Source organism: Streptomyces sp. NPDC001153 (assembly GCF_053598315.1).
In genome coordinates this window covers 15,647-32,949 of sequence record NZ_JBSFJZ010000028.1, presented here as the reverse complement: position 1 = coordinate 32,949, position 17,303 = coordinate 15,647, and the positions used below count along the sequence as shown (strand labels likewise).

The following is a 17,303-nucleotide window of genomic DNA, read 5'->3' as shown; positions in this document are numbered from 1 at the left end:
GATGTCGCAGATGCCCCAGCAGGCCGCACTGCCGAAGTGCCCGAGCTGCGCGGAGCCCGTCGAGCCGGGTGACCTGTTCTGCGGAGCGTGCGGGTACGACCTCTCCGTCGTACCCGCGCCGCCGCAGGACCATCCGACGCTCACCATGACCGGTTCCCCGGGGGACGGCGTGGACTGGCCCGCCCCCGAGCCGGACGGCTCCAACAGCCCGCAGGCGCCCCATCTGCCGGCCGACCTGCCCGGCACCGACTCCGGCGGGTCACCCCTGCCCGAACACGGGGCCGGCCCGGACCCGCACGGCCACGGGTCCGGGCCGCAGCCAGCCGGTTCCGGGGTGCGCTTCGACCGGCCCGCGGAGCTCGACGAGTACCCGTTGCAGGCGCCGGACCCGCGAGTGGCCGAGAGTCCCGGGAACACGGCCGGGCCGGAGGAGCCCGCGCAGGTGTGCGTGGCCTGCCGGGCCGGCCGGGTGGACAGCGACGGCTACTGCGAGAACTGCGGGCACGCCCAGCCCCGCGAACGCGACCACATGGAGCGGGAGTCGGGCCCGGTGGCCGCCGTGAGCGACCGGGGTCTGCGCCACCACCGCAACGAGGACGCCTTCACCGTCGGCCACACCGCGCTGCCCGACGGCACCCCGGCCGCCCTCGCGATCGTCTGCGACGGCGTGTCCTCCGCGACCCGCCCCGACGACGCGTCGACCGCCGCCTCCCAGGCGGCCGGTGACACGCTGCTGGCCGCCCTGCCGCGCGGCACGCATCCGCAGACGGCCATGCACGAGGCGATCGTCGCCGCCGCGCAGGCCGTCAACGCGCTCGCCGAGGAACCCGCCACGGCCCGCGAGCACGCCCCGCACCAGAACGCCCCGGCGTGCACGATCGTCGGCGCGGTCGTCGCCTCCGGTCTGCTGGTCGTCGGCTGGGTCGGCGACAGCCGCGTCTACTGGGTGCCGGACGACCGCAGCGCGCCGGCGGCCCGGCTCACCGAGGACGACTCCTGGGCCGCGCAGATGGTCGCCGCCGGCCTGATGAGCGAGGCCGAGGCGTACGCCGACGAGCGCGCCCACGCGATCACCGGCTGGCTCGGCGCGGACGCCTACGAACTGGAGCCGCACACCGCGTCCTTCAAGCCGGACCGGCCCGGAGTCGTGGTGGTGTGCACCGACGGCCTGTGGAACTACGCCGAGTCGGCCGAGGAGATGTCCGAGGTCGTGCCGGCGGACGCGGCCGAGCGCCCGCTGCACAGCGCCCGGGTGTTGGTCGGCCACGCCCTGGACGGCGGGGGCCACGACAACGTAACAGTGGCCGTCGTGCCGTTCCCGGTGCCGCCGCAGGGGGCAGGATCGGCCTGAGGCCGCGGGTCGGAGGGGACCGGCCCGTTCACAGCCATCGTCCTGCATCGGCAGGGCGGTCAAGGGGGATTTGAGTACGCATGGCCAATTTCGCGAAGTCGCATGTGCCGCAGTTCTCGATGGACGTCTATCAGAACGAGTACCTGCCGGAGGGCGGGCGCGAGGTCAACGCGATCGTCACGGTGACCTCGACCGGCGGCGGCACGGTCGGCAGCGCCGTGGCACCGCTGTACCCGCGCGGCCAGGGCCCGTCGGCCGCCGTGGCGCTCATGGTCGACTGCTCCGGTTCGATGGACTACCCGCCGACCAAGATGCGCAACGCCCGGGACGCCACGGCCGCCGCGATCGACACCCTGCGCGACGGCACGCACTTCGCGGTGATCGGCGGCACGCACGTGGCCAAGGAGGTCTATCCGGGCGGCGGGCGGCTCGCGGTCGCCGACGCCGCCACCCGTGAACAGGCCAAGCAGGCGCTGCGACGGCTCAGCGCGGGCGGCGGCACGGCCATCGGCACCTGGCTGCGGCTCGCCGACCGGCTGCTGAACTCGGCGGACGTCACCATCCGGCACGGCATCCTGCTCACCGACGGCCGCAACGAACACGAGTCGCCGGAGGATCTGAGGGCGGCGCTGGATGCGTGTGCCGGACGGTTCACCTGTGACGCGCGGGGCGTGGGCACCGACTGGGAAGTGAAAGAAGTCACAGGGATCGCCTCCGCGCTGCTCGGCACCGCCGACATCGTCGCCGACCCGGCCGGGCTCGCCGCCGACTTCACACAGATGATGGAGACGGCGATGGGCAAGGAGGTCGCCGACGTCTCCCTGCGGGTGTGGACGCCGGTCGGCACGGCCATCCGGTTCGTCAAGCAAGTCGCGCCCACCGTCGAGGACTTGACCGCCCGCCGCACCGAGGCCGGGCCGCGCGCCGGGGACTACCCGACCGGCTCCTGGGGCGACGAGTCCCGCGACTACCACCTGTGCGTCCAGGTCCCGGCCGCCGGCCTCGGCCAGGAGATGCTCGCCGCGCGCGTCTCGCTGGTGGTGCCGCAACCGGACGGATCGGTACAGAACCTCGGCGCGCAGGGCCTCGTACGGGCGGTGTGGACCGACGACATGGTGGCCTCCACCTCGATCAACCCCCAAGTCGCCCACTACACCGGGCAGGCCGAACTGGCACAAGCCATCAGGCAGGGCCTCGATCTCCGCAAAGCGGGCGATTTCGATGGTGCAACGGCCAAACTGGGGCGTGCCGTTCAGCTCGCCAACGCCTCCGGGAACGCCGATACTGCGAAACTGCTTGCGAAGGTGGTGGACGTGGTCGATGCCGCGACAGGTACTGTGCGGTTGAAGACGAAGGTCGCAGAGGCGGATGAGATGACTCTGGAGACCCGGTCCACAAAGACTGTTCGTGTAAAGAAGTGACCCAGTAGAACATCCGGAGAAGGGGAAGCGCCGACATGCCGACCTGCCCGAACGGACACCAGTCGGGTTCCGACGACTGGTGCGAGGTGTGCGGTCACCGCATGGCCGGTGCCGTACCTCCGCCCCCGCCGCCGCCCCCGCCCGCGGGCGGTTACGGCTTCCCGCCGCCCGGCGGCCCGAACGGCCCCGGCACCCAGGCCGGCACACGCCCGCCGGCCGCGTCGGCCTCGGAGCCGGAGCTGTGCCCGCAGTGCCGCACGCCCCGCGAGGGCGGCGCGCCCTTCTGCGAGGAGTGCCGGTGGAACTTCCTGACCAACACGGCCACCTCGTACACCCCGGCCTCGCCGCGCCCGCCGCAGCCGCGGTTCCAGCCGCCGAGCGCGACGTACGGCGGCAATGACGGGTACGAGTACCAGGGCTCGCGGCCCTCGCAGATGAACCGGCCCGCCGAGCCGATCCCGTCCTTCGGCAGCGAGCCCTCGGGCCCGACGCCGTTCGCCGGCGAGCGCGGCCCGTCGGGACCGCCGACCGCGCCCGGCCCGGGCGGACCTGGCGGTCCGGGCGGTCCGGGTGCCTTCGGTGGCGGCCCGGGTTCGGGCGGTCCGTCCGGTTTCAGCGGCGGTCAGGGCCAGGGTCCCGGCGGCCCCGGCGGCCCCTCCGGCTTCGGCGGTGGCCCCGGGCAGCCTCAGGGCCAGGGCGCCGGCGGTCCTTTCGGCCGTGAGCCCTCCGGTCCCGGGGGCCCCTTCGGCCGTGAGCCCTCGGGTCCCGGCGGCCCCACTCCCCCCGGCCCGCCCCAGGGCGGTCCCTCCGGCTTCGGCGGCGACCCCTCGCGTCCGGTACCGCCGCCGCCCGGTCCGACCCCGCCCGCCGGTCCCGGTGCCGGGCCCGGCGGTGCCCCGCAGGCGTACCAGCAGTCCGGACCGCCCGCGCCGCCCGCGTTCCCGCGGGAGACCGGCCGGCCCCCGGTCGGCGGTCCGCCCGGCGGCACCGGGCTGCCGGCCGGTCCCCCGCCGCCCGGCCCCTCCTTCGGCGGTGACGACGACTGGGTGATCTCCCCGCCGTCGGCCTCCGGCCCGCAGGGCGGACAGACCGGTGGCGGTTACGGCTACCCGCCGGTGCCGCCGCAGCGGGCCACCTGGACGGCGACCATCGGCCCGGACCGCGACTACTTCATGGCGATGATGCAGCGCTCGGGTCCCGAGGCCGCGGGCCTGAACCTGCCCGCGTACTCGCCCGAGCAGCAGCGCACGCTCAGCGGCAACCAGGTCACCATCGGCCGCCGCCGGCACTCCACCGGCGACACCCCCGACATCGACCTGGCGGTGCCACCGGAGGACCCGGGCGTCTCGCACCAGCACGCGGTGCTGGTACAGCAGCCGGACGGCAGCTGGGCGGTCGTCGACCAGAACTCGACCAACGGCACCACGGTCAACATGTCCGAGGAACCGATCCAGCCGTTCGTGCCGGTTCCGCTGCAGGACGGCGACCGGGTGCACGTGGGCGCCTGGACGACGATCACCATCCGCCGGGCCTGAGCGGCACCGGGGACGGTCACCGGAGGGGCCAGGCGTACGGCCCCTTCGGCTCGTCCAGCCACGCCCAGGCGTGCTCGCCGTCGACCGTGACGCCATACCGTTCGCGCTCCGGCATGCCCTCGCGCTCCCACAGCGCGCAGGCCTCCTGCGGATCGAGGATGCCCCGGGTCAGCCCGAGCAGGAAGCGGAGCGTCTCCTGCTCGCGGGCCCGGCCCGGCAGCCCGGCGAGCGACACGCCCTCCGGATCCGGCCTGCCCTCACCGCGCAGCGGCACGAAGTAGGCGGGCGTGGACAGGAAACGGCCCTCGCCGTGGGCCGCGTCGCGCACCGTCAGCGCGAGCAGGCCGGTGGCCAGCGGCGTCAGGATGCGGGCGCCGGCGCGGCACTGGGCGAGCCAGGCACGCGGGACCGTGGGCAGCTCACAGGTGGCGATGATCCGGTCGAACGGGGCGCGTTCGGGCACACCGCGCGCGCCGTCGCCGGTGACGACGGCCGGGCGGTATCCGGCCGCTTCCAGGTGCCGGCGGGCCGACTCGGTGATCTCCGGTTCCAGATCGACGGTGGTGACGAGGTCGCCGTCGCCGAGCCGGTGGGCGAGCAGCGCCGCGTTGTAGCCGGTGCCGGCGCCCACCTCCAGGACCCGGTCTGCGTCCTCGACCTCCAGCGCGGCCAGCATCCGCGCCATCAGGGAGGGTTGACTGCTGGAGGAGACCAGCTCGCCGTCGCGCAGCCGGGTGGCCAGCGGAACGTCCTCGTAGACGCCGCGCACCCAGCGCTCGCGGGCCTCCCGGTCGGGACTCTCGCCCCAGCGGCGCTCGTAGCCGCGCGGTCCGGCGACGTAGTAGTACGGCACGAACAGGTGCCGGGGCACCGCCGCGAACGCCTCCCGCCACACCGGGTCCCCGGCCCAGGCTCCCTCGGCGTCGATCTCCCGCACCAGCGCGTCCCGCGCGGCGGCGGCCAGGCGGTCGATCTCGGCGTCGTAGGCACCCATGGGTCCACAGTAGGGGCGAGCGGCTCCCCGACAGGCCCGAGCCGGGCGGAGCCGGACCGCGGGTCCTAGGCCTTGAGTCCTGGGTCACCCGGTCTGAGACCATGGACGGGTGAATGAGATTCGGCGCGGCACGCTGCAGGAGCAGACCTTCTACGAGCAGGTCGGCGGGGAGGAGACCTTCCGCCGGCTGGTCCACCGTTTCTACGAGGGAGTGGCCGGGGACCCGGAGCTGCGGGCGATGTACCCGGAGGAGGACCTGGGCCCGGCCGAGGAGCGGCTGGCCCTGTTCCTGATGCAGTACTGGGGCGGCCCCACCACCTACAGCGAGAACCGCGGCCACCCCCGGCTGCGCATGCGGCACGCCCCGTTCACGGTGGACCGGGCGGCGCACGACGCCTGGCTGCGGCACATGCGGGTCGCCGTCGAGGAACTCGGGCTGTCCGAGGAGCACGAGACGACGCTGTGGAACTACCTGACGTACGCCGCCGCGTCGATGATCAACACCCCGGAGTGACGAACAGCGGAACGGGATGAGCCGGAAGGAGCCACCTGGGCTCAGCGCACGCTGACGCCCAGCGGGCCGAGGCCCGTCCGCCGTACGGCGACGGAGCCGTACGGGGTGCGCAGCCTGAGCCACGCCCCCGAGGAGAACAGCGCGGTGTCGGCCGGTTCGGTGCCCGGCCGCAGGAAGCCCAGGGACTGGGCCGCGTGCACCGCCCGCACCGGAAGCCCGGTCCGCCCGATCTCCCGGGACCAGATGTCCCGCCCGATCCGGTCCAGCTCCGCGCGGGTACGGCCGTCCGGCGCCAGCTCCTGCGTACGGGACCGGAACTCGGTGACCGCCGCGGTGACGGTCGCCCGCAGCGCGTCCGGCGCGGGCAGCCCCGGCTCGGGCTGCCAGCCGCCGCGCGGCGGCAGCACACCGGCCCACGGCGGACCGGTGACCGCGGCCGGCACGGTGGCGGTGGCCGCCCGTTCGTCCACCGACTCCAGGAACTCACCGGCGGAGACGGTCACGTCGAGGGTGACCTCGAGGCCCTTCTCGTAGGGCTTCGCCAGCCGTACCGCGCGGACGGCCAGCACCTCGAACGACGGCGGCCGGCCGAAGACGGCGAGCGCCGTGCCGGCCGCCTGCAGACGCACCGCGGCTCCACGGTCGTAGTGGAGCAGCCGGGAGAGGAAGGCGGCGAGATCGGCCGCCTCCGTCTCGTCGGCCAGGTGCAGCACGGTCATGCGGCGACGGCCTCCTCGCCGGCGTCGTCCGCTGCGTCGGTGTCGTCCGCGTCGTCGGTGTACCGCTGGAGGAACTCCCGCTCCTCGGCGGTGAGCCGGCGTGGCCGCTGCGTCTCGAAGTCGAACGGGACGACCACGGTGGAGGCCCGGACGTAGATCACGTCCGCGTCCTTCACCTCGTAGGTGACGGTGAAGGACGCGGCCCTGACCTGGGTGACCCACAGCTCGATGTCCACGGGCGTGGGCCGGTGGACGAGCTGGCGCTTGTAGTCGATCTCATGGCGCGCCACCACGGACCCCTGCTTGGACTCCTTGCCGCGCAGGGACAGGAAGTCGATGCGAGCCTCCTCCAGATAGCGGAGGAAGATCGCGTTGTTGACATGTCCGTACGCGTCCATGTCCGACCAGCGCAGCGGGCAGCGATAGATGTGGCGCAAGACCGATCAGCCCCGGGTCAGCTTCTTGTAGGTGGCGCGGTGCGGACGCGCGGCGTCCGGGCCCAGCCGCTCGATCTTGTTCTTCTCGTAGGACTCGAAGTTGCCCTCGAACCAGAACCACTTCGACTCGCCCTCGTAGGCGAGGATGTGCGTGGCGACGCGGTCGAGGAACCACCGGTCGTGGGAGACGACCACGGCGCAGCCGGGGAAGTCCAGCAGCGCGTTCTCCAGGCTGGAGAGGGTCTCGACGTCGAGGTCGTTGGTGGGCTCGTCGAGGAGCAGCAGGTTGCCGCCCTGCTTGAGGGTGAGCGCCAGGTTGAGGCGGTTGCGCTCACCGCCGGAGAGGACGCCGGTCGGCTTCTGCTGGTCCGGGCCCTTGAAGCCGAAGGCGGACACGTACGCCCGGCTCGGCATCTCGACCTGGCCGACGTTGATGTAGTCGAGCCCGTCGGACACGACCTCCCACAGCGTCTTCTTCGGGTCGAGGTTGGAGCGGCCCTGGTCGACGTAGGAGATCTTGACGGTCTCGCCGACCTTGATGTCGCCGGAGTCCGGCGTCTCCAGGCCCTGGATCATCTTGAACAGCGTGGTCTTGCCCGCGCCGTTCGGACCGATGACGCCCACGATGCCGTTGCGCGGCAGCGTGAAGCTGAGGCCGTCGACGAGGACCTTCTCGCCGAAGGCCTTGTTGAGCTTGTCGACCTCGACGACGACGTTGCCCAGGCGCGGACCCGGCGGGATCTGGATCTCCTCGAAGTCCAGCTTCCGCATCTTCTCGGCCTCGGCGGCCATCTCCTCGTACCGGGCGAGACGCGCCTTGGACTTGGCCTGCCGCCCCTTGGCGTTCGACCGCACCCACTCCAGCTCTTCCTTGAGCCGCTTCTGCCGCTTGGCGTCCTTCTGGCCCTCGACCTTGAGGCGGGAGGCCTTGGTCTCCAGGTAGGTGGAGTAGTTGCCCTGGTAGGGGTAGGCGCGGCCGCGGTCGAGCTCGAGAATCCACTCGGCCACGTTGTCCAGGAAGTACCGGTCGTGGGTGATGGCGACGACGGTGCCCGCGTACTTGGCCAGGTGCTGCTCCAGCCAGTTCACGGACTCGGCGTCCAGGTGGTTGGTGGGCTCGTCGAGCAGCAGCAGGTCGGGGGCCTCCAGCAGCAGCTTGCAGAGCGCGACGCGGCGCTTCTCACCACCGGAGAGGTTGGTGACGGGCCAGTCGCCGGGCGGGCAGCCGAGGGCGTCCATGGCCTGCTCGAGCTGGGCGTCCAGGTCCCACGCGTTGGCGTGGTCCAGCTCCTCCTGGAGCTTGCCCATCTCGTCGAGCAGCGCGTCGGAGTAGTCGGTCGCCATCAGCTCGGCGATCTCGTTGAACCGGTCGAGCTTGCCCTTGATCTCGGCGACACCCTCCTGGACGTTCTCCAGGACGGTCTTCTCCTCGTTCAGCGGGGGCTCCTGCAGCAGGATGCCGACGCTGTAGCCCGGGGAGAGGAACGCATCGCCGTTCGACGGCTGCTCGAGCCCCGCCATGATCTTCAGCACGGTCGACTTACCGGCACCGTTCGGGCCGACGACACCGATCTTCGCTCCCGGCAGGAAGCTCAGGGTGACGTCGTCGAGGATCACCTTGTCGCCGTGCGCTTTGCGCGCCTTGCGCATGGTGTAAATGAACTCAGCCAAGAGAAACCGTCCGGCAGCTTGAAATCTGGCAGTGGGCAGATACACCCCATCTTGCCGTACGGCCACCCCTGGGCGGAAACCCGTTGGGTCGAGGGGCGCTGACCTGGGGGTTTCGCTGCTACGGGCTGCGCTCGTCCGTCACCGTCGGCCGATGTCGGCCGATGTCGGCCGGCTCGGGCAGGCTTGCACGGCTCAGGGACGGCCCAGCGGCGATCACTCGTCAGCCGCCCGCCACTCGCAGGACGATGCCGGCGCACCTCGGTGTGCCGGTCCGAGATCTCTCCCGCGGGCTTTGAGCCTGCCGTGCGGTGCCGGTGTCCGCCGTCGGCCTGACACAGAAGCCGTTCACGCGGCCGCCGGGACGGACGCTGTGGGCCGACCGCGGGAAAGCGGCCTTCGCCTGCTCGTGCCTGCGGTCCGGCTTCCGCGCCGCGCAGAACAATCGCCTGGGCATGGCGTACGTACGCGTCCGGGCGGAGTGAGGGGAACGACCGATGGCCGCAGCGGAACACCCGAATCGCAGGTCCCTGCTGGCTGGAGGACTCGCAGTCTCCACGGCCGCGCTTGCGGGGTGCTCGTCGACGAGTGCCATCCCGTTGGCCGCCAGTGCTTCACCGGAAGCGAGCCCGACAACGCCCGCCGCGGCATTCGCGAGGCTGATGGATGGCAACAAGCGGTGGGTGAGCGGAGACCTTCGACACCCCGACCGGGATCCGAACCGGCGCCAGTTCGTAGCCCAGGGGCAGAAGCCGTTCGGGGCGGTCCTTTCCTGCATCGACTCCCGGGTGCCGCCGGAACTTCTCTTCGACACCGGGCTGGGCGACCTGTACGTGATGCGCACAGGAGGAGAGGCGGTCGGGCCGGTGGTCACGGGTTCCGTGGAGTACGGGCCCATGACGAGTGGCACTCCGCTCATCGTGGTCCTCGGGCATCAGCGGTGCGGAGCCGTCGAGGCGGCGTACAAGTCTCTCCAAGGCGGCGAGCCGCTGCCCGGCAACCTCGATGCGATCGCCAAGGCCCTGCGTCCGGCGTACGAACAGGCGGCCAAGGAGGGCGGTGCCGACCCGGTCGAGACCATGGCCCGCGCGCAGGCCAAGCTGACCGCGGCCGACCTGCGCTCCAACCAGGACCTGGCCCCACTCGTGAGAAGGGGCAGCCTCGCCGTGGTCGGCGCCTACTACTCCCTCGACACCGGGAAGGTGGACGTCCTGGCGGGCGCGCCTTCCTGACCGGCCGACGGTGAACCGGGCTTTCAGCCGTCGGCCTGTTCGCGCTTGCGCAGGAGGACCAGGACCGCACCGCCGATCACCACGAAGCCGATGGCCACGCCCGCGATCAGCGGGGTGATCGCGGAGCCGCCGGTCGCGGCGAGGTTGGTGCCAGGGGCGGTGGTGCCGCCGACCGAGGCGGGGCTGGGTTCGTTGTGGATCCGGGCCGACTCCGTGGTGATCGCGCCCTGGGTCCTGCAGTCGAGGACGCCGGTGAAGCGGTGGCTGAAGCCGTGGGGTCCGGTGATCGTGAAGTCGTAGGCCTGGTCCTCCTGGAGCGGGACGGTCACCGTGCGGGAGGTGCCCGCGGGGATGGTGTGCTCGGCGCCCATCAGCTCGAAGGTGAAGGGCTTGTCGCCCTTGTTGGCCGCGAAGATGTCCAGGCTGCCCTTGGCGCAGTTCCTGCGGGCCGACACCGCCGGTATGGCGCCCTCGGCAGCCCAGGTGGCGGTCGCGGTCGCGGAGACCGTGGACTCGCTGGAGCCGGCCAGGATCTGGGTCTGGCTGCGGCTGTCGGAGGCAAACGCGCGGCCCACCGGCACCGTGGTCGACGCCTGCACGGTCAGCTGCGCCGTTCCTCCCCCACTGCCGAAAGCGTGGGAGGGGCCCCCGGATCCCTCCTCCGGAACGGCGAAGTACAGCCGGGTGCCGTCCTGCGCGGACGTGATCGCCTTGCCGGTCCTGTCGGTGATCCGTACCCCGCTGGTGGCCGCGTCCGGCGGCGGACTCACCGAGACCGTGTCCGCGTTGGTGTGCACGGTCACCGGGCCCAGCAGCTCCCCCGGCCGGCCGGAGACCGCCGGCGGGTCCAGGGTCAGCGAGGCCTGCGGTTCACCCAGGTCGCGGGCGCTCTTCTGCAGATAGGCGGCGAGCTTCTCGGCCTGCGGGTCGACGGCGTCGACCTTCGCGTGGTCGGAGTAGCGCCAGATGGCCACCTGGGTGCCGGCCGCCGCGTCCTGCTCGGTCAGGGTGCCGGCGCCGGCCCGGCGGGCGAGCGCGGCGAGGTCGTTGACCTGGGGATAGGAGTTCTGCAGGATCCAGCGGATCCGGCCGGCGTCCTTGTTGCCGCCCAGCGAGGTGCCGCTCCAGGGCGTCTCCTGGTAGGGGGCGTCGCGCTGGGTGGGGTTGTGGAGGTCGACGCAGTACGTCTGGAGGGTGCCGCCGCCGTCGACGGACATCTCGAACAGGCCCGCCTCCACGCGCTGGTCGCCGCCGTCCTCGTGGATCACTGCCTCGCCGTAGGTCTTCAGGCCGTCGATCGTGGCCGTCGCCCCGCCCTGGGTCTGCGGTATCCCGTCGGTCCCGTCGGCCACGGCCGCACCGGCGCCGGACAGCACACCGGCGGCCACCAGGCCGGTCACCGTCGTGGCGGCGGACAGGCGGGCCGCTCCGGTGGAACGGCGGAACCCACAGAACGCAGCAAGCACAGAATTCCCCTTCGAGCAGGACCCGTTGGACGTGGGGGACGGTCCCACCAGCAGAATCGGCGGCCCCTGGGGGCACGCCCGGCATCCTATGGATCAGCCGGAGCCTCTCCTGCCGGTCGGATGATCCGATGGGCGATCCGATCCGTAATCGTTATCGCCGGGACCGTCCATGAGCTGGGCATATCGACAAATCAACCGGTTCGTACGGGGTGTTGGGCAACCGGACGGGCACCGGCCGACGCCGCCGCGCCGTTGCGGAACCGGATGCTGATGTCATGTCACCGCTACTGGTTCCGCCGCCAGTTGAGGCGTGTCGCTGCCCTCGTCCGGGGTGTCGGTGGGACGCGGTGTTTCCCAGTTCGGTTCCGGCCGGGTCGCCGTCGGCGGTGCCTCCGGTTTGGCCGAGCGCTGGAAGGCGGCCGTACCGCGTGAGAGGTCGTGGCCGATCGCCACGGCGTCGATGTCGGCGGAGGCCCACTGCTGCTGCCCGTCGCGCACCTCCGTGCGCACCTTCAGCCGGCCCTGTACGACGACCGGCTGGCCCACCTCCACACACGCGGCCACGTTCACCGCGAGCTGACGGTTGGCCCAGACGGTGAAGAAGTTGGTGTGCCCGTCCGTCCAGGCGTTCTTCTCCCGGTCCCAGTAGCGCGCGGTCACCGCCAGCCGGAACCGGGCCGACGGACCCGCCGCCGACTCCCGGTACACCGGCTGGGTCGCCACGTTGCCCACCACGCACACGATGGTCTCGTTCATGGTCTCTCTCCCCTCCCCCGCCCGGCCCCTTCCGGCCGGGCGAACACGCGCACGGGCCCCTCCCGTACGGCCGTGTCTGTCGTGTGTGTCTGTCACGTTCTGCCGCGTTGGTCTGTCATGCGTGTCTGCCGTGGGGCGCGTACGACCGGCGTACGTGCCCGCACCGCGCGCCGATCGCGCGCACCGTCCGCCGCACCTCCGGCCGGACCGCCGTGCGATCGCCGCGACCCCAGACTGCCTCCGCCCGGCCGGGCCCGCTGAGCGCTGTGGACGACCACCCCACCTGTGGAAAACCCCGCCACTCGCATGAGTGAGCCCCCTCGCATGAGTGACCCCCGCTCGCATGAGTGACCCTCGCTCACGGCGACCCCCTCACCCCCGGAAAACCGCCGAGGGGCCCCGGGAACACCCGAGGCCCCTCGCGCTCACGTCTCGCGCGTTCCGGCTCTCACCCCACTCCGGCCCCGCGCCGCGCGACGCGCCCGTACTGCTCCCGCACCTCCCGGTACCGCAAGAGTTCCGCCGCCACCGGATCGAGCACCCGGGCCCGGCCGCAGCCGGCGGCCGCCTCCCGGAGGCGGCGTTCCGCCTCCTGGCCGTAGCGCCGGGCCGGGCCTCTCGCCGCCATCCGGCACCCCCACTCCACCAGCGGCCCGCCGACGATCCCGCACACCATCAGCAGCACCGGAACCCAGAGGTTGGGCGCCATGACCCCGATGATCTGGCCGAACAGCCACAGGCCGCCCATGACCTGCAGCAGGGTCATCGCCGCCTGGACCAGCACCGCGGCGGGCCACCACCCGGGCCGCGGCGGCCGGCCCGGGGGCAGTCCGGCCCGCGCCGCCAGCTCGTCCAGCGCCTCGGACAGCCCCTGCGACCCGCGTACGGCCGCCTCGCGCACCGCCTGCGCCCACGGCGTCGGCAGCCCGGCCGAGGCCCGGTCGGCCACCGTACGGACCGCCTGTTCCACGCGCTGGCGGGCCGTGGCCTCCTCGTCGAGCTGGGCCGTGCGCACCGGGATGCGGCCCGTGGTGGACTCGCCGCGGCACTGGTACCAGCGCCACAGCCGCAGCCAGGGTGTGCCGCAGGCCCGGTTGGCGTTGCGCAGCCAGGCACGCTCGGCGGCCTCGCCCGCCGCGGTGGCGCCCACCGCGTCCGCGAGCCGCGCGGCGAACTCCTCGCGCGCCTCCTCGCTGAGACCGACGCGCCGGCCCGTGGCGTACACGGGCCGCAGGTCCACCGCCGTGGCGTCCACGTCGGCCGACACCCGGCGGGCCGCCGCGCCGCGCTCCGCCACGAACTGGCCGAGCACCTCGCGCAGTTCCCCGACGCCGTCACCGGTGAGCGCGGACAGGGCGAGCACGGTGGCGCCCGGTTCGCCGTACTCGCCGAGCGCGATCCCGTCCTCGTCCAGCAGCCGGCGCAGATCGTCCAGGACCTGGTCGGCGGCGTCCTCGGGCAGCCGGTCGACCTGGTTGAGGACGACGAACATGACCTCCGCGTGGCCGGCCATGGGCCGCAGATAGCGCTCGTGCAGCACGGCGTCGGCGTACTTCTCCGGGTCGACCACCCAGATCACCGCGTCGACCAGCTTCAGGATCCGGTCGACCTGCTTACGGTGCTCCAGGGCGGCGGAGTCGTGATCAGGCAGGTCGACGAGGACGAGCCCGCGCAACTGCGCCTCGGCCTCGGGACTCTGCAGCGGACGGCGGCGCAGCCGGCCCGGGATGCCGAGCCGGTCGATGAGGCTCGCCGCGCCGTCGCTCCAGCTGCACGCGATGGGGGCGGCCGTGGTCGGACGTCGTACACCGGTCTCCGAAATGGCCACTCCGGCAAGGGCGTTGAACAGCTGCGACTTGCCGCTGCCGGTGGCGCCCGCGATGGCCACGACGGTGTGCCGGCCGGAGAGCTTCCGGCGGGCCGCCGCCTCGTCCAGCACCCGGCTCGCTTCGGCGAGGGTATGGCTCTCCACGCGGGTCCGGGAGAGCCCGACCAGCTCGCGCAGGGCGTCCAGCCGGGAGCGCAGTTGGCCGTCGTACGCCAAGGGCGGCGGCGTCTGGCTGCCGGGGCCGCGGCCGCCGCTGTCCAGGGTGGAGGCGCGTTCGGCGGCGAGGGCGGCGGCCGTCGCCTCCGTGACGCGCCGGGCGATGAGTCCGTCGTCCCAGGGCCCGGAGGAGTCGGAGGAGCCGGAGGAGTCGGGGGACGGCGGCTTCGAGGACTCCGACGATGCCGAAGGTTCCGCCGCCTTGGGGGACCTGCGGGCGGCGGCGTCCGTGTCCGCGATGGCGCGGGACACGGGGCTCGGCAGGAAGGTGGGCATGGGCGGGATCGGCGGAATGGGCGGCAGTGAGGGTACTGGCCTGGTGATGGGGGCCGGTTCGGCCGGGGGGTTGGTGGCTTTCGGGACTCCGGGGGTGTCGGCTTCCGCTGTCGGCTGCGGGAGCGGCCGCGGCAGACAGAGCTGTGCGGCGCCTGCGGTGTCGGTGTACTTCCCCCGCTGCTGGTCCCGGTTCTCGCCGCCCGGGTTGTCGTCGCCCTCGTCAGAGCCCTCAGCCCGGTCCTCGTGGCGCACGCGGGCGTGCCACTCGCTCGACGGGTTCTCGGGGCCCGCGGCGGCGACGTCCCCGCCCTCCTCCTGCCCGCTGTCGGTGTCTGCCTCGTCGGAGCGGGCGGCGGGTCCGGCGACACCAGCACTGCCGGAGGCACCGCGGGCGTCGGAGAGGTCGGCGGTCCCGGAGGCGTCGCGGGTGTCGCAGGCATCGGCCGTGTCGGAGGCGGCCGCGATGCCGGCGCCGGCATCGACCGCCCCGCCGCCGTCGTCCACCCCGTTCGCGCCACCTCGAAGACGCGCTGCACGCTCGGCCATGGCTGCGCTGTACTCCGCGCGATGCATACGCTCCAGGCACTCCACGCGATCGATGTGCTCCAGGCGATCGGTGTGCTCCACGCGCTCCGTACGATCGACGTGCTCGAGCCGGTCCATGGGCTCCACGCGCTCCAGGCGCTCGACGTGCTCGACCCGGTCCATGGGCTCCACACGCTCCCCGAGCCCAGACTCCAGGCGACCGCCGTGTTCCACTTGTCCGGTACAGGTGTCGCCGTGGCTGCCGTGCTCCATGTCTCTCATGCGTCCCACGTGCCTCAAGTGGTCGATGTGATCCGTGTGGTCCTGGTCAGTGACGGCGGTCACCGGTCACCTCTCCTTCTGCAGTACGGACAGCGCGGCGATGAGTGCGGCCTGGGGCTCCGGATTGACGTCCAGGGCTTCGAGCGGGGCCAGGCGCCGCTCGCGTTCGGTGTGCATGACGCGGTCCACGTGCTCGTTGAGCAGCCGCCCGGCCCGGTCGCGCAGCCGCAGCGCGCCGTGCGCCCCGATCCGCTGCGCGAGCCCCTCGCCCGCGCTGCGCGTCCGGCGCCCGCCGAGCAGCGCGGTGGCGACCAGGGCGGCGACGGCCTCCGGGTCGAGCGGCGTGGTGCGTTCCAGCTCACGCGCCTCGTCCTCGGCGTATTCCTCCAGCTCGCGCCGCCAGCGCCGTACGGCGACACCGATGCGGTGTTCGGTGCTTTCCGTGGACGACTCGCCGGCGGCGAGGGCCGGGTCGGCTCCGGCCGGCTCGCTCCGCCAGGCCTCGTCGACGCGCTCGTCCGCGGCGGTGACCGAGCACAGCAGCAGGGCGGCCAGACTTTCCACGAGCGCGTCGAGGAGTTCGCCGGGGGTGCAGTCCAGGGGGAAGGCCCGCCAGCGTTTGAGGGCGTCTCCGGCGAGTACGGCGCCGGACTGGAGCCGGCCGCGCACGCGCGCGTGCTCGCTGTCGTAGGCGGTGTCCACGGCGGAGGTGAGCCGGAGTGCGGCGGCGTGCTGGGCGGCGGCGGCGCTGGCCAGCTCGGGCATGCGGGACTTGAGCGAGTCGAGGAGACCATGGGCCGTACGGGTCATGGCCTGCTCCCTGGCGGAGGGGTCCTGGGCGTGGTACGCGAGCCAGTTCTTCAGCGGCGCCACGGCGGTGGCGGGCAGCAGACCGGCGCCCCAGGCGGACTCGGGCAGCTCGGGCACGGTGAAGCGGGGTACGTCGCCGAGCCCGGCCTTGGTGAGCAGGGCGCCGTACTGCCGGGAGACCTCGGAGACGACCTGGTGGGGAACCCGGTCCAGGACGGTCACGAGGGTGGCGTCGTACTCCTTGGCGGTGCGCAGCAGCTGCCAGGGGACGGCGTCGGCGTACCGGGCTGCCGTGGTGACCATGATCCAGATGTCGGCAGCACAGATCAGCTCGGCGGCGAGGACTCGGTTGTCGGCGATCAGGGAGTCGATGTCGGGGGCGTCGAGGAGGGCGAGTCCGCGCGGGACGGTGTCGGCCGTCTCGACGCGCAGCACGCGCGTGGGGGGCTCGCCGGTCATGAGGAGTTCGTCGGGGTCCTCCTGGGGGGCCCACACGCGCGCGAGGTCGGGCAGCACGCGCGTGTCGCTGAACCAGTGATGGTCCTCCGGATGGCAGACAAGCACCGGGGTCCGCGTGGTCGGCCGCAGGACGCCCGCCTCGCTCACCCGGCGGCCGACGAGCGAGTTGACGAGCGTCGACTTGCCGGCACCGGTGGAGCCACCGACGACGGCCAGCAGCGGCGCGTCGGGCTCCCGCAGGCGGGGTACCAGGTAGTCGTCGAGCTGCGCGAGGAGTTCGTCGCGGTTGGCACGCGCGCGTGGCGCCCCGGGCAGGGGCAGCGGAAAGCGTGCGGCGGCGACACGGTCGCGCAGTGCAGAGAGTGTGTCGAGCAGCTGAGGCCGAACGTCCAAGGTCACCACATGCGAAGAATGCCCAATTTTATGGTGATTCTGAAGCATATAGACATGTCTGCGCGCCGACGGGACAGAAAGGATGCAAGGGACGACTGGGACACAGGAACGGCCCAGGCATAACGAGTGCACAACACCCGGTGCGCCGGAGGTCAAAAGCGGTGCACGATTCGTACCTGCCTGCGATTATCGGGACCGCTTCACCAAACCTCCACATCGAGCCACGGAGGCGAAGCGGCAAGGTCGAGGAGCAGGGAGCTTTATCCTTGGTCCCGCCACCAGGCCCCCGTAGCTCAGTGGATAGAGCAGGCGCCTTCTAAGCGCTTGGCCGCAGGTTCGAGTCCTGCCGGGGGCGCATCCGTCACCAGCAAGAACGCCCTAGAGGGGGTCTCCCCTCCAGGGCGTTTCGTGTCTCTGACGG

The 17,303-nt window shown here is 72.6% G+C and carries 13 protein-coding genes and 1 tRNA gene; 6 read left to right on the top strand and 8 right to left on the bottom strand.

Annotation, left to right across the window (positions count from 1 at the left end):
- Position 1: 1 nt before the first annotated feature.
- From ACWDEN_RS28945 to ACWDEN_RS28935, 3 genes are all read left to right on the top strand, one after another.
- Positions 2–1,351, top strand: a complete 1,350-nt coding sequence (locus ACWDEN_RS28945; protein WP_351609407.1) for a PP2C family serine/threonine-protein phosphatase — start codon at positions 2–4, stop codon at positions 1,349–1,351.
- An 80-nt stretch (positions 1,352–1,431) separates the two neighbouring features.
- Complete coding sequence (locus ACWDEN_RS28940; RefSeq protein ID WP_351609404.1) at positions 1,432–2,772, top strand: vWA domain-containing protein; 1,341 nt, start codon at positions 1,432–1,434, stop codon at positions 2,770–2,772.
- Between the two features lie 35 nt (positions 2,773–2,807).
- Positions 2,808–4,307, top strand: coding sequence for an FHA domain-containing protein (locus ACWDEN_RS28935; RefSeq protein WP_450860658.1), 1,500 nt, complete (start codon positions 2,808–2,810; stop codon positions 4,305–4,307).
- A gap of 16 nt (positions 4,308–4,323) precedes the next feature.
- Here the strand turns inward: ACWDEN_RS28935 and ACWDEN_RS28930 are convergent, their stop codons facing one another.
- The gene (locus ACWDEN_RS28930) at positions 4,324–5,301 is read right to left on the bottom strand and encodes a methyltransferase domain-containing protein (RefSeq protein WP_351609399.1); all 978 of its coding nucleotides are present in this window, start codon (positions 5,299–5,301) and stop codon (positions 4,324–4,326) included.
- 109 nt (positions 5,302–5,410) lie between these two features.
- Here ACWDEN_RS28930 and ACWDEN_RS28925 point away from each other — a divergent pair, with 109 nt between their 5' ends.
- The gene (locus ACWDEN_RS28925; RefSeq protein WP_351609396.1) at positions 5,411–5,815 is read left to right on the top strand and encodes a globin; all 405 of its coding nucleotides are present in this window, start codon (positions 5,411–5,413) and stop codon (positions 5,813–5,815) included.
- A gap of 41 nt (positions 5,816–5,856) precedes the next feature.
- Here ACWDEN_RS28925 and ACWDEN_RS28920 read toward each other — a convergent pair whose 3' ends face one another.
- From ACWDEN_RS28920 to ettA, 3 genes are read right to left on the bottom strand one after another with little or no spacing between them, the layout of a single operon-like run.
- Complete coding sequence (locus ACWDEN_RS28920) at positions 5,857–6,534, bottom strand: hypothetical protein (protein ID WP_450860656.1); 678 nt, start codon at positions 6,532–6,534, stop codon at positions 5,857–5,859.
- Complete coding sequence (locus tag ACWDEN_RS28915; protein WP_351609390.1) at positions 6,531–6,971, bottom strand: acyl-CoA thioesterase; 441 nt, start codon at positions 6,969–6,971, stop codon at positions 6,531–6,533. Before ACWDEN_RS28915 ends, ACWDEN_RS28920 begins: the two co-directional genes overlap by 4 nt.
- Before the next feature lie 6 nt (positions 6,972–6,977).
- Positions 6,978–8,642, bottom strand: coding sequence for an energy-dependent translational throttle protein EttA (ettA, locus tag ACWDEN_RS28910; protein ID WP_351609387.1), 1,665 nt, complete (start codon positions 8,640–8,642; stop codon positions 6,978–6,980).
- Between the two features lie 680 nt (positions 8,643–9,322).
- Here ettA and ACWDEN_RS28905 point away from each other — a divergent pair.
- Positions 9,323–9,871 (top strand): carbonic anhydrase, encoded by a 549-nt coding sequence (locus ACWDEN_RS28905; protein WP_351609385.1) that lies wholly within the window; start codon positions 9,323–9,325, stop codon positions 9,869–9,871.
- 23 nt (positions 9,872–9,894) lie between these two features.
- Here the strand turns inward: ACWDEN_RS28905 and ACWDEN_RS28900 are convergent, their stop codons facing one another.
- From ACWDEN_RS28900 to ACWDEN_RS28885, 4 genes are all read right to left on the bottom strand, one after another.
- Positions 9,895–11,337: a Cys-Gln thioester bond-forming surface protein gene (locus tag ACWDEN_RS28900; RefSeq protein WP_351609383.1), complete on the bottom strand. Its 1,443-nt coding sequence runs from the start codon at positions 11,335–11,337 to the stop codon at positions 9,895–9,897.
- Between the two features lie 273 nt (positions 11,338–11,610).
- On the bottom strand, positions 11,611–12,093 hold the full coding sequence (locus tag ACWDEN_RS28895) for a single-stranded DNA-binding protein (RefSeq protein WP_450860653.1): 483 nt from the start codon (positions 12,091–12,093) through the stop codon (positions 11,611–11,613).
- 448 nt (positions 12,094–12,541) lie between these two features.
- Positions 12,542–14,413 (bottom strand): YfjP family GTPase, encoded by a 1,872-nt coding sequence (locus ACWDEN_RS28890; RefSeq protein WP_450860731.1) that lies wholly within the window; start codon positions 14,411–14,413, stop codon positions 12,542–12,544.
- Between the two features lie 873 nt (positions 14,414–15,286).
- Positions 15,287–16,891, bottom strand: a complete 1,605-nt coding sequence (locus tag ACWDEN_RS28885; protein WP_351609374.1) for a dynamin family protein — start codon at positions 16,889–16,891, stop codon at positions 15,287–15,289.
- Between the two features lie 273 nt (positions 16,892–17,164).
- Here ACWDEN_RS28885 and ACWDEN_RS28880 point away from each other — a divergent pair.
- Positions 17,165–17,237, top strand: a tRNA-Arg gene (locus tag ACWDEN_RS28880).
- Positions 17,238–17,303 lie beyond the last annotated feature (66 nt).

Excerpts from the sequence above, each read along its gene's own strand:
- ACWDEN_RS28935 (WP_450860658.1), top strand. The coding sequence starts at position 2,808 with ATGCCGACCTGCCCGAACGGACACCAGTCGGGTTCCGACGACTGGTGC.
- ACWDEN_RS28940 (WP_351609404.1), top strand. The coding sequence starts at position 1,432 with ATGGCCAATTTCGCGAAGTCGCATGTGCCGCAGTTCTCGATGGACGTC.
- ACWDEN_RS28895 (WP_450860653.1), bottom strand. The coding sequence starts at position 12,093 with ATGAACGAGACCATCGTGTGCGTGGTGGGCAACGTGGCGACCCAGCCG.
- ACWDEN_RS28890 (WP_450860731.1), bottom strand. The coding sequence starts at position 14,413 with ATGCCCACCTTCCTGCCGAGCCCCGTGTCCCGCGCCATCGCGGACACG.
- ACWDEN_RS28945 (WP_351609407.1), top strand. The coding sequence starts at position 2 with ATGTCGCAGATGCCCCAGCAGGCCGCACTGCCGAAGTGCCCGAGCTGC.
- ACWDEN_RS28920 (WP_450860656.1), bottom strand. The coding sequence starts at position 6,534 with ATGACCGTGCTGCACCTGGCCGACGAGACGGAGGCGGCCGATCTCGCC.
- ACWDEN_RS28930 (WP_351609399.1), bottom strand. The coding sequence starts at position 5,301 with ATGGGTGCCTACGACGCCGAGATCGACCGCCTGGCCGCCGCCGCGCGG.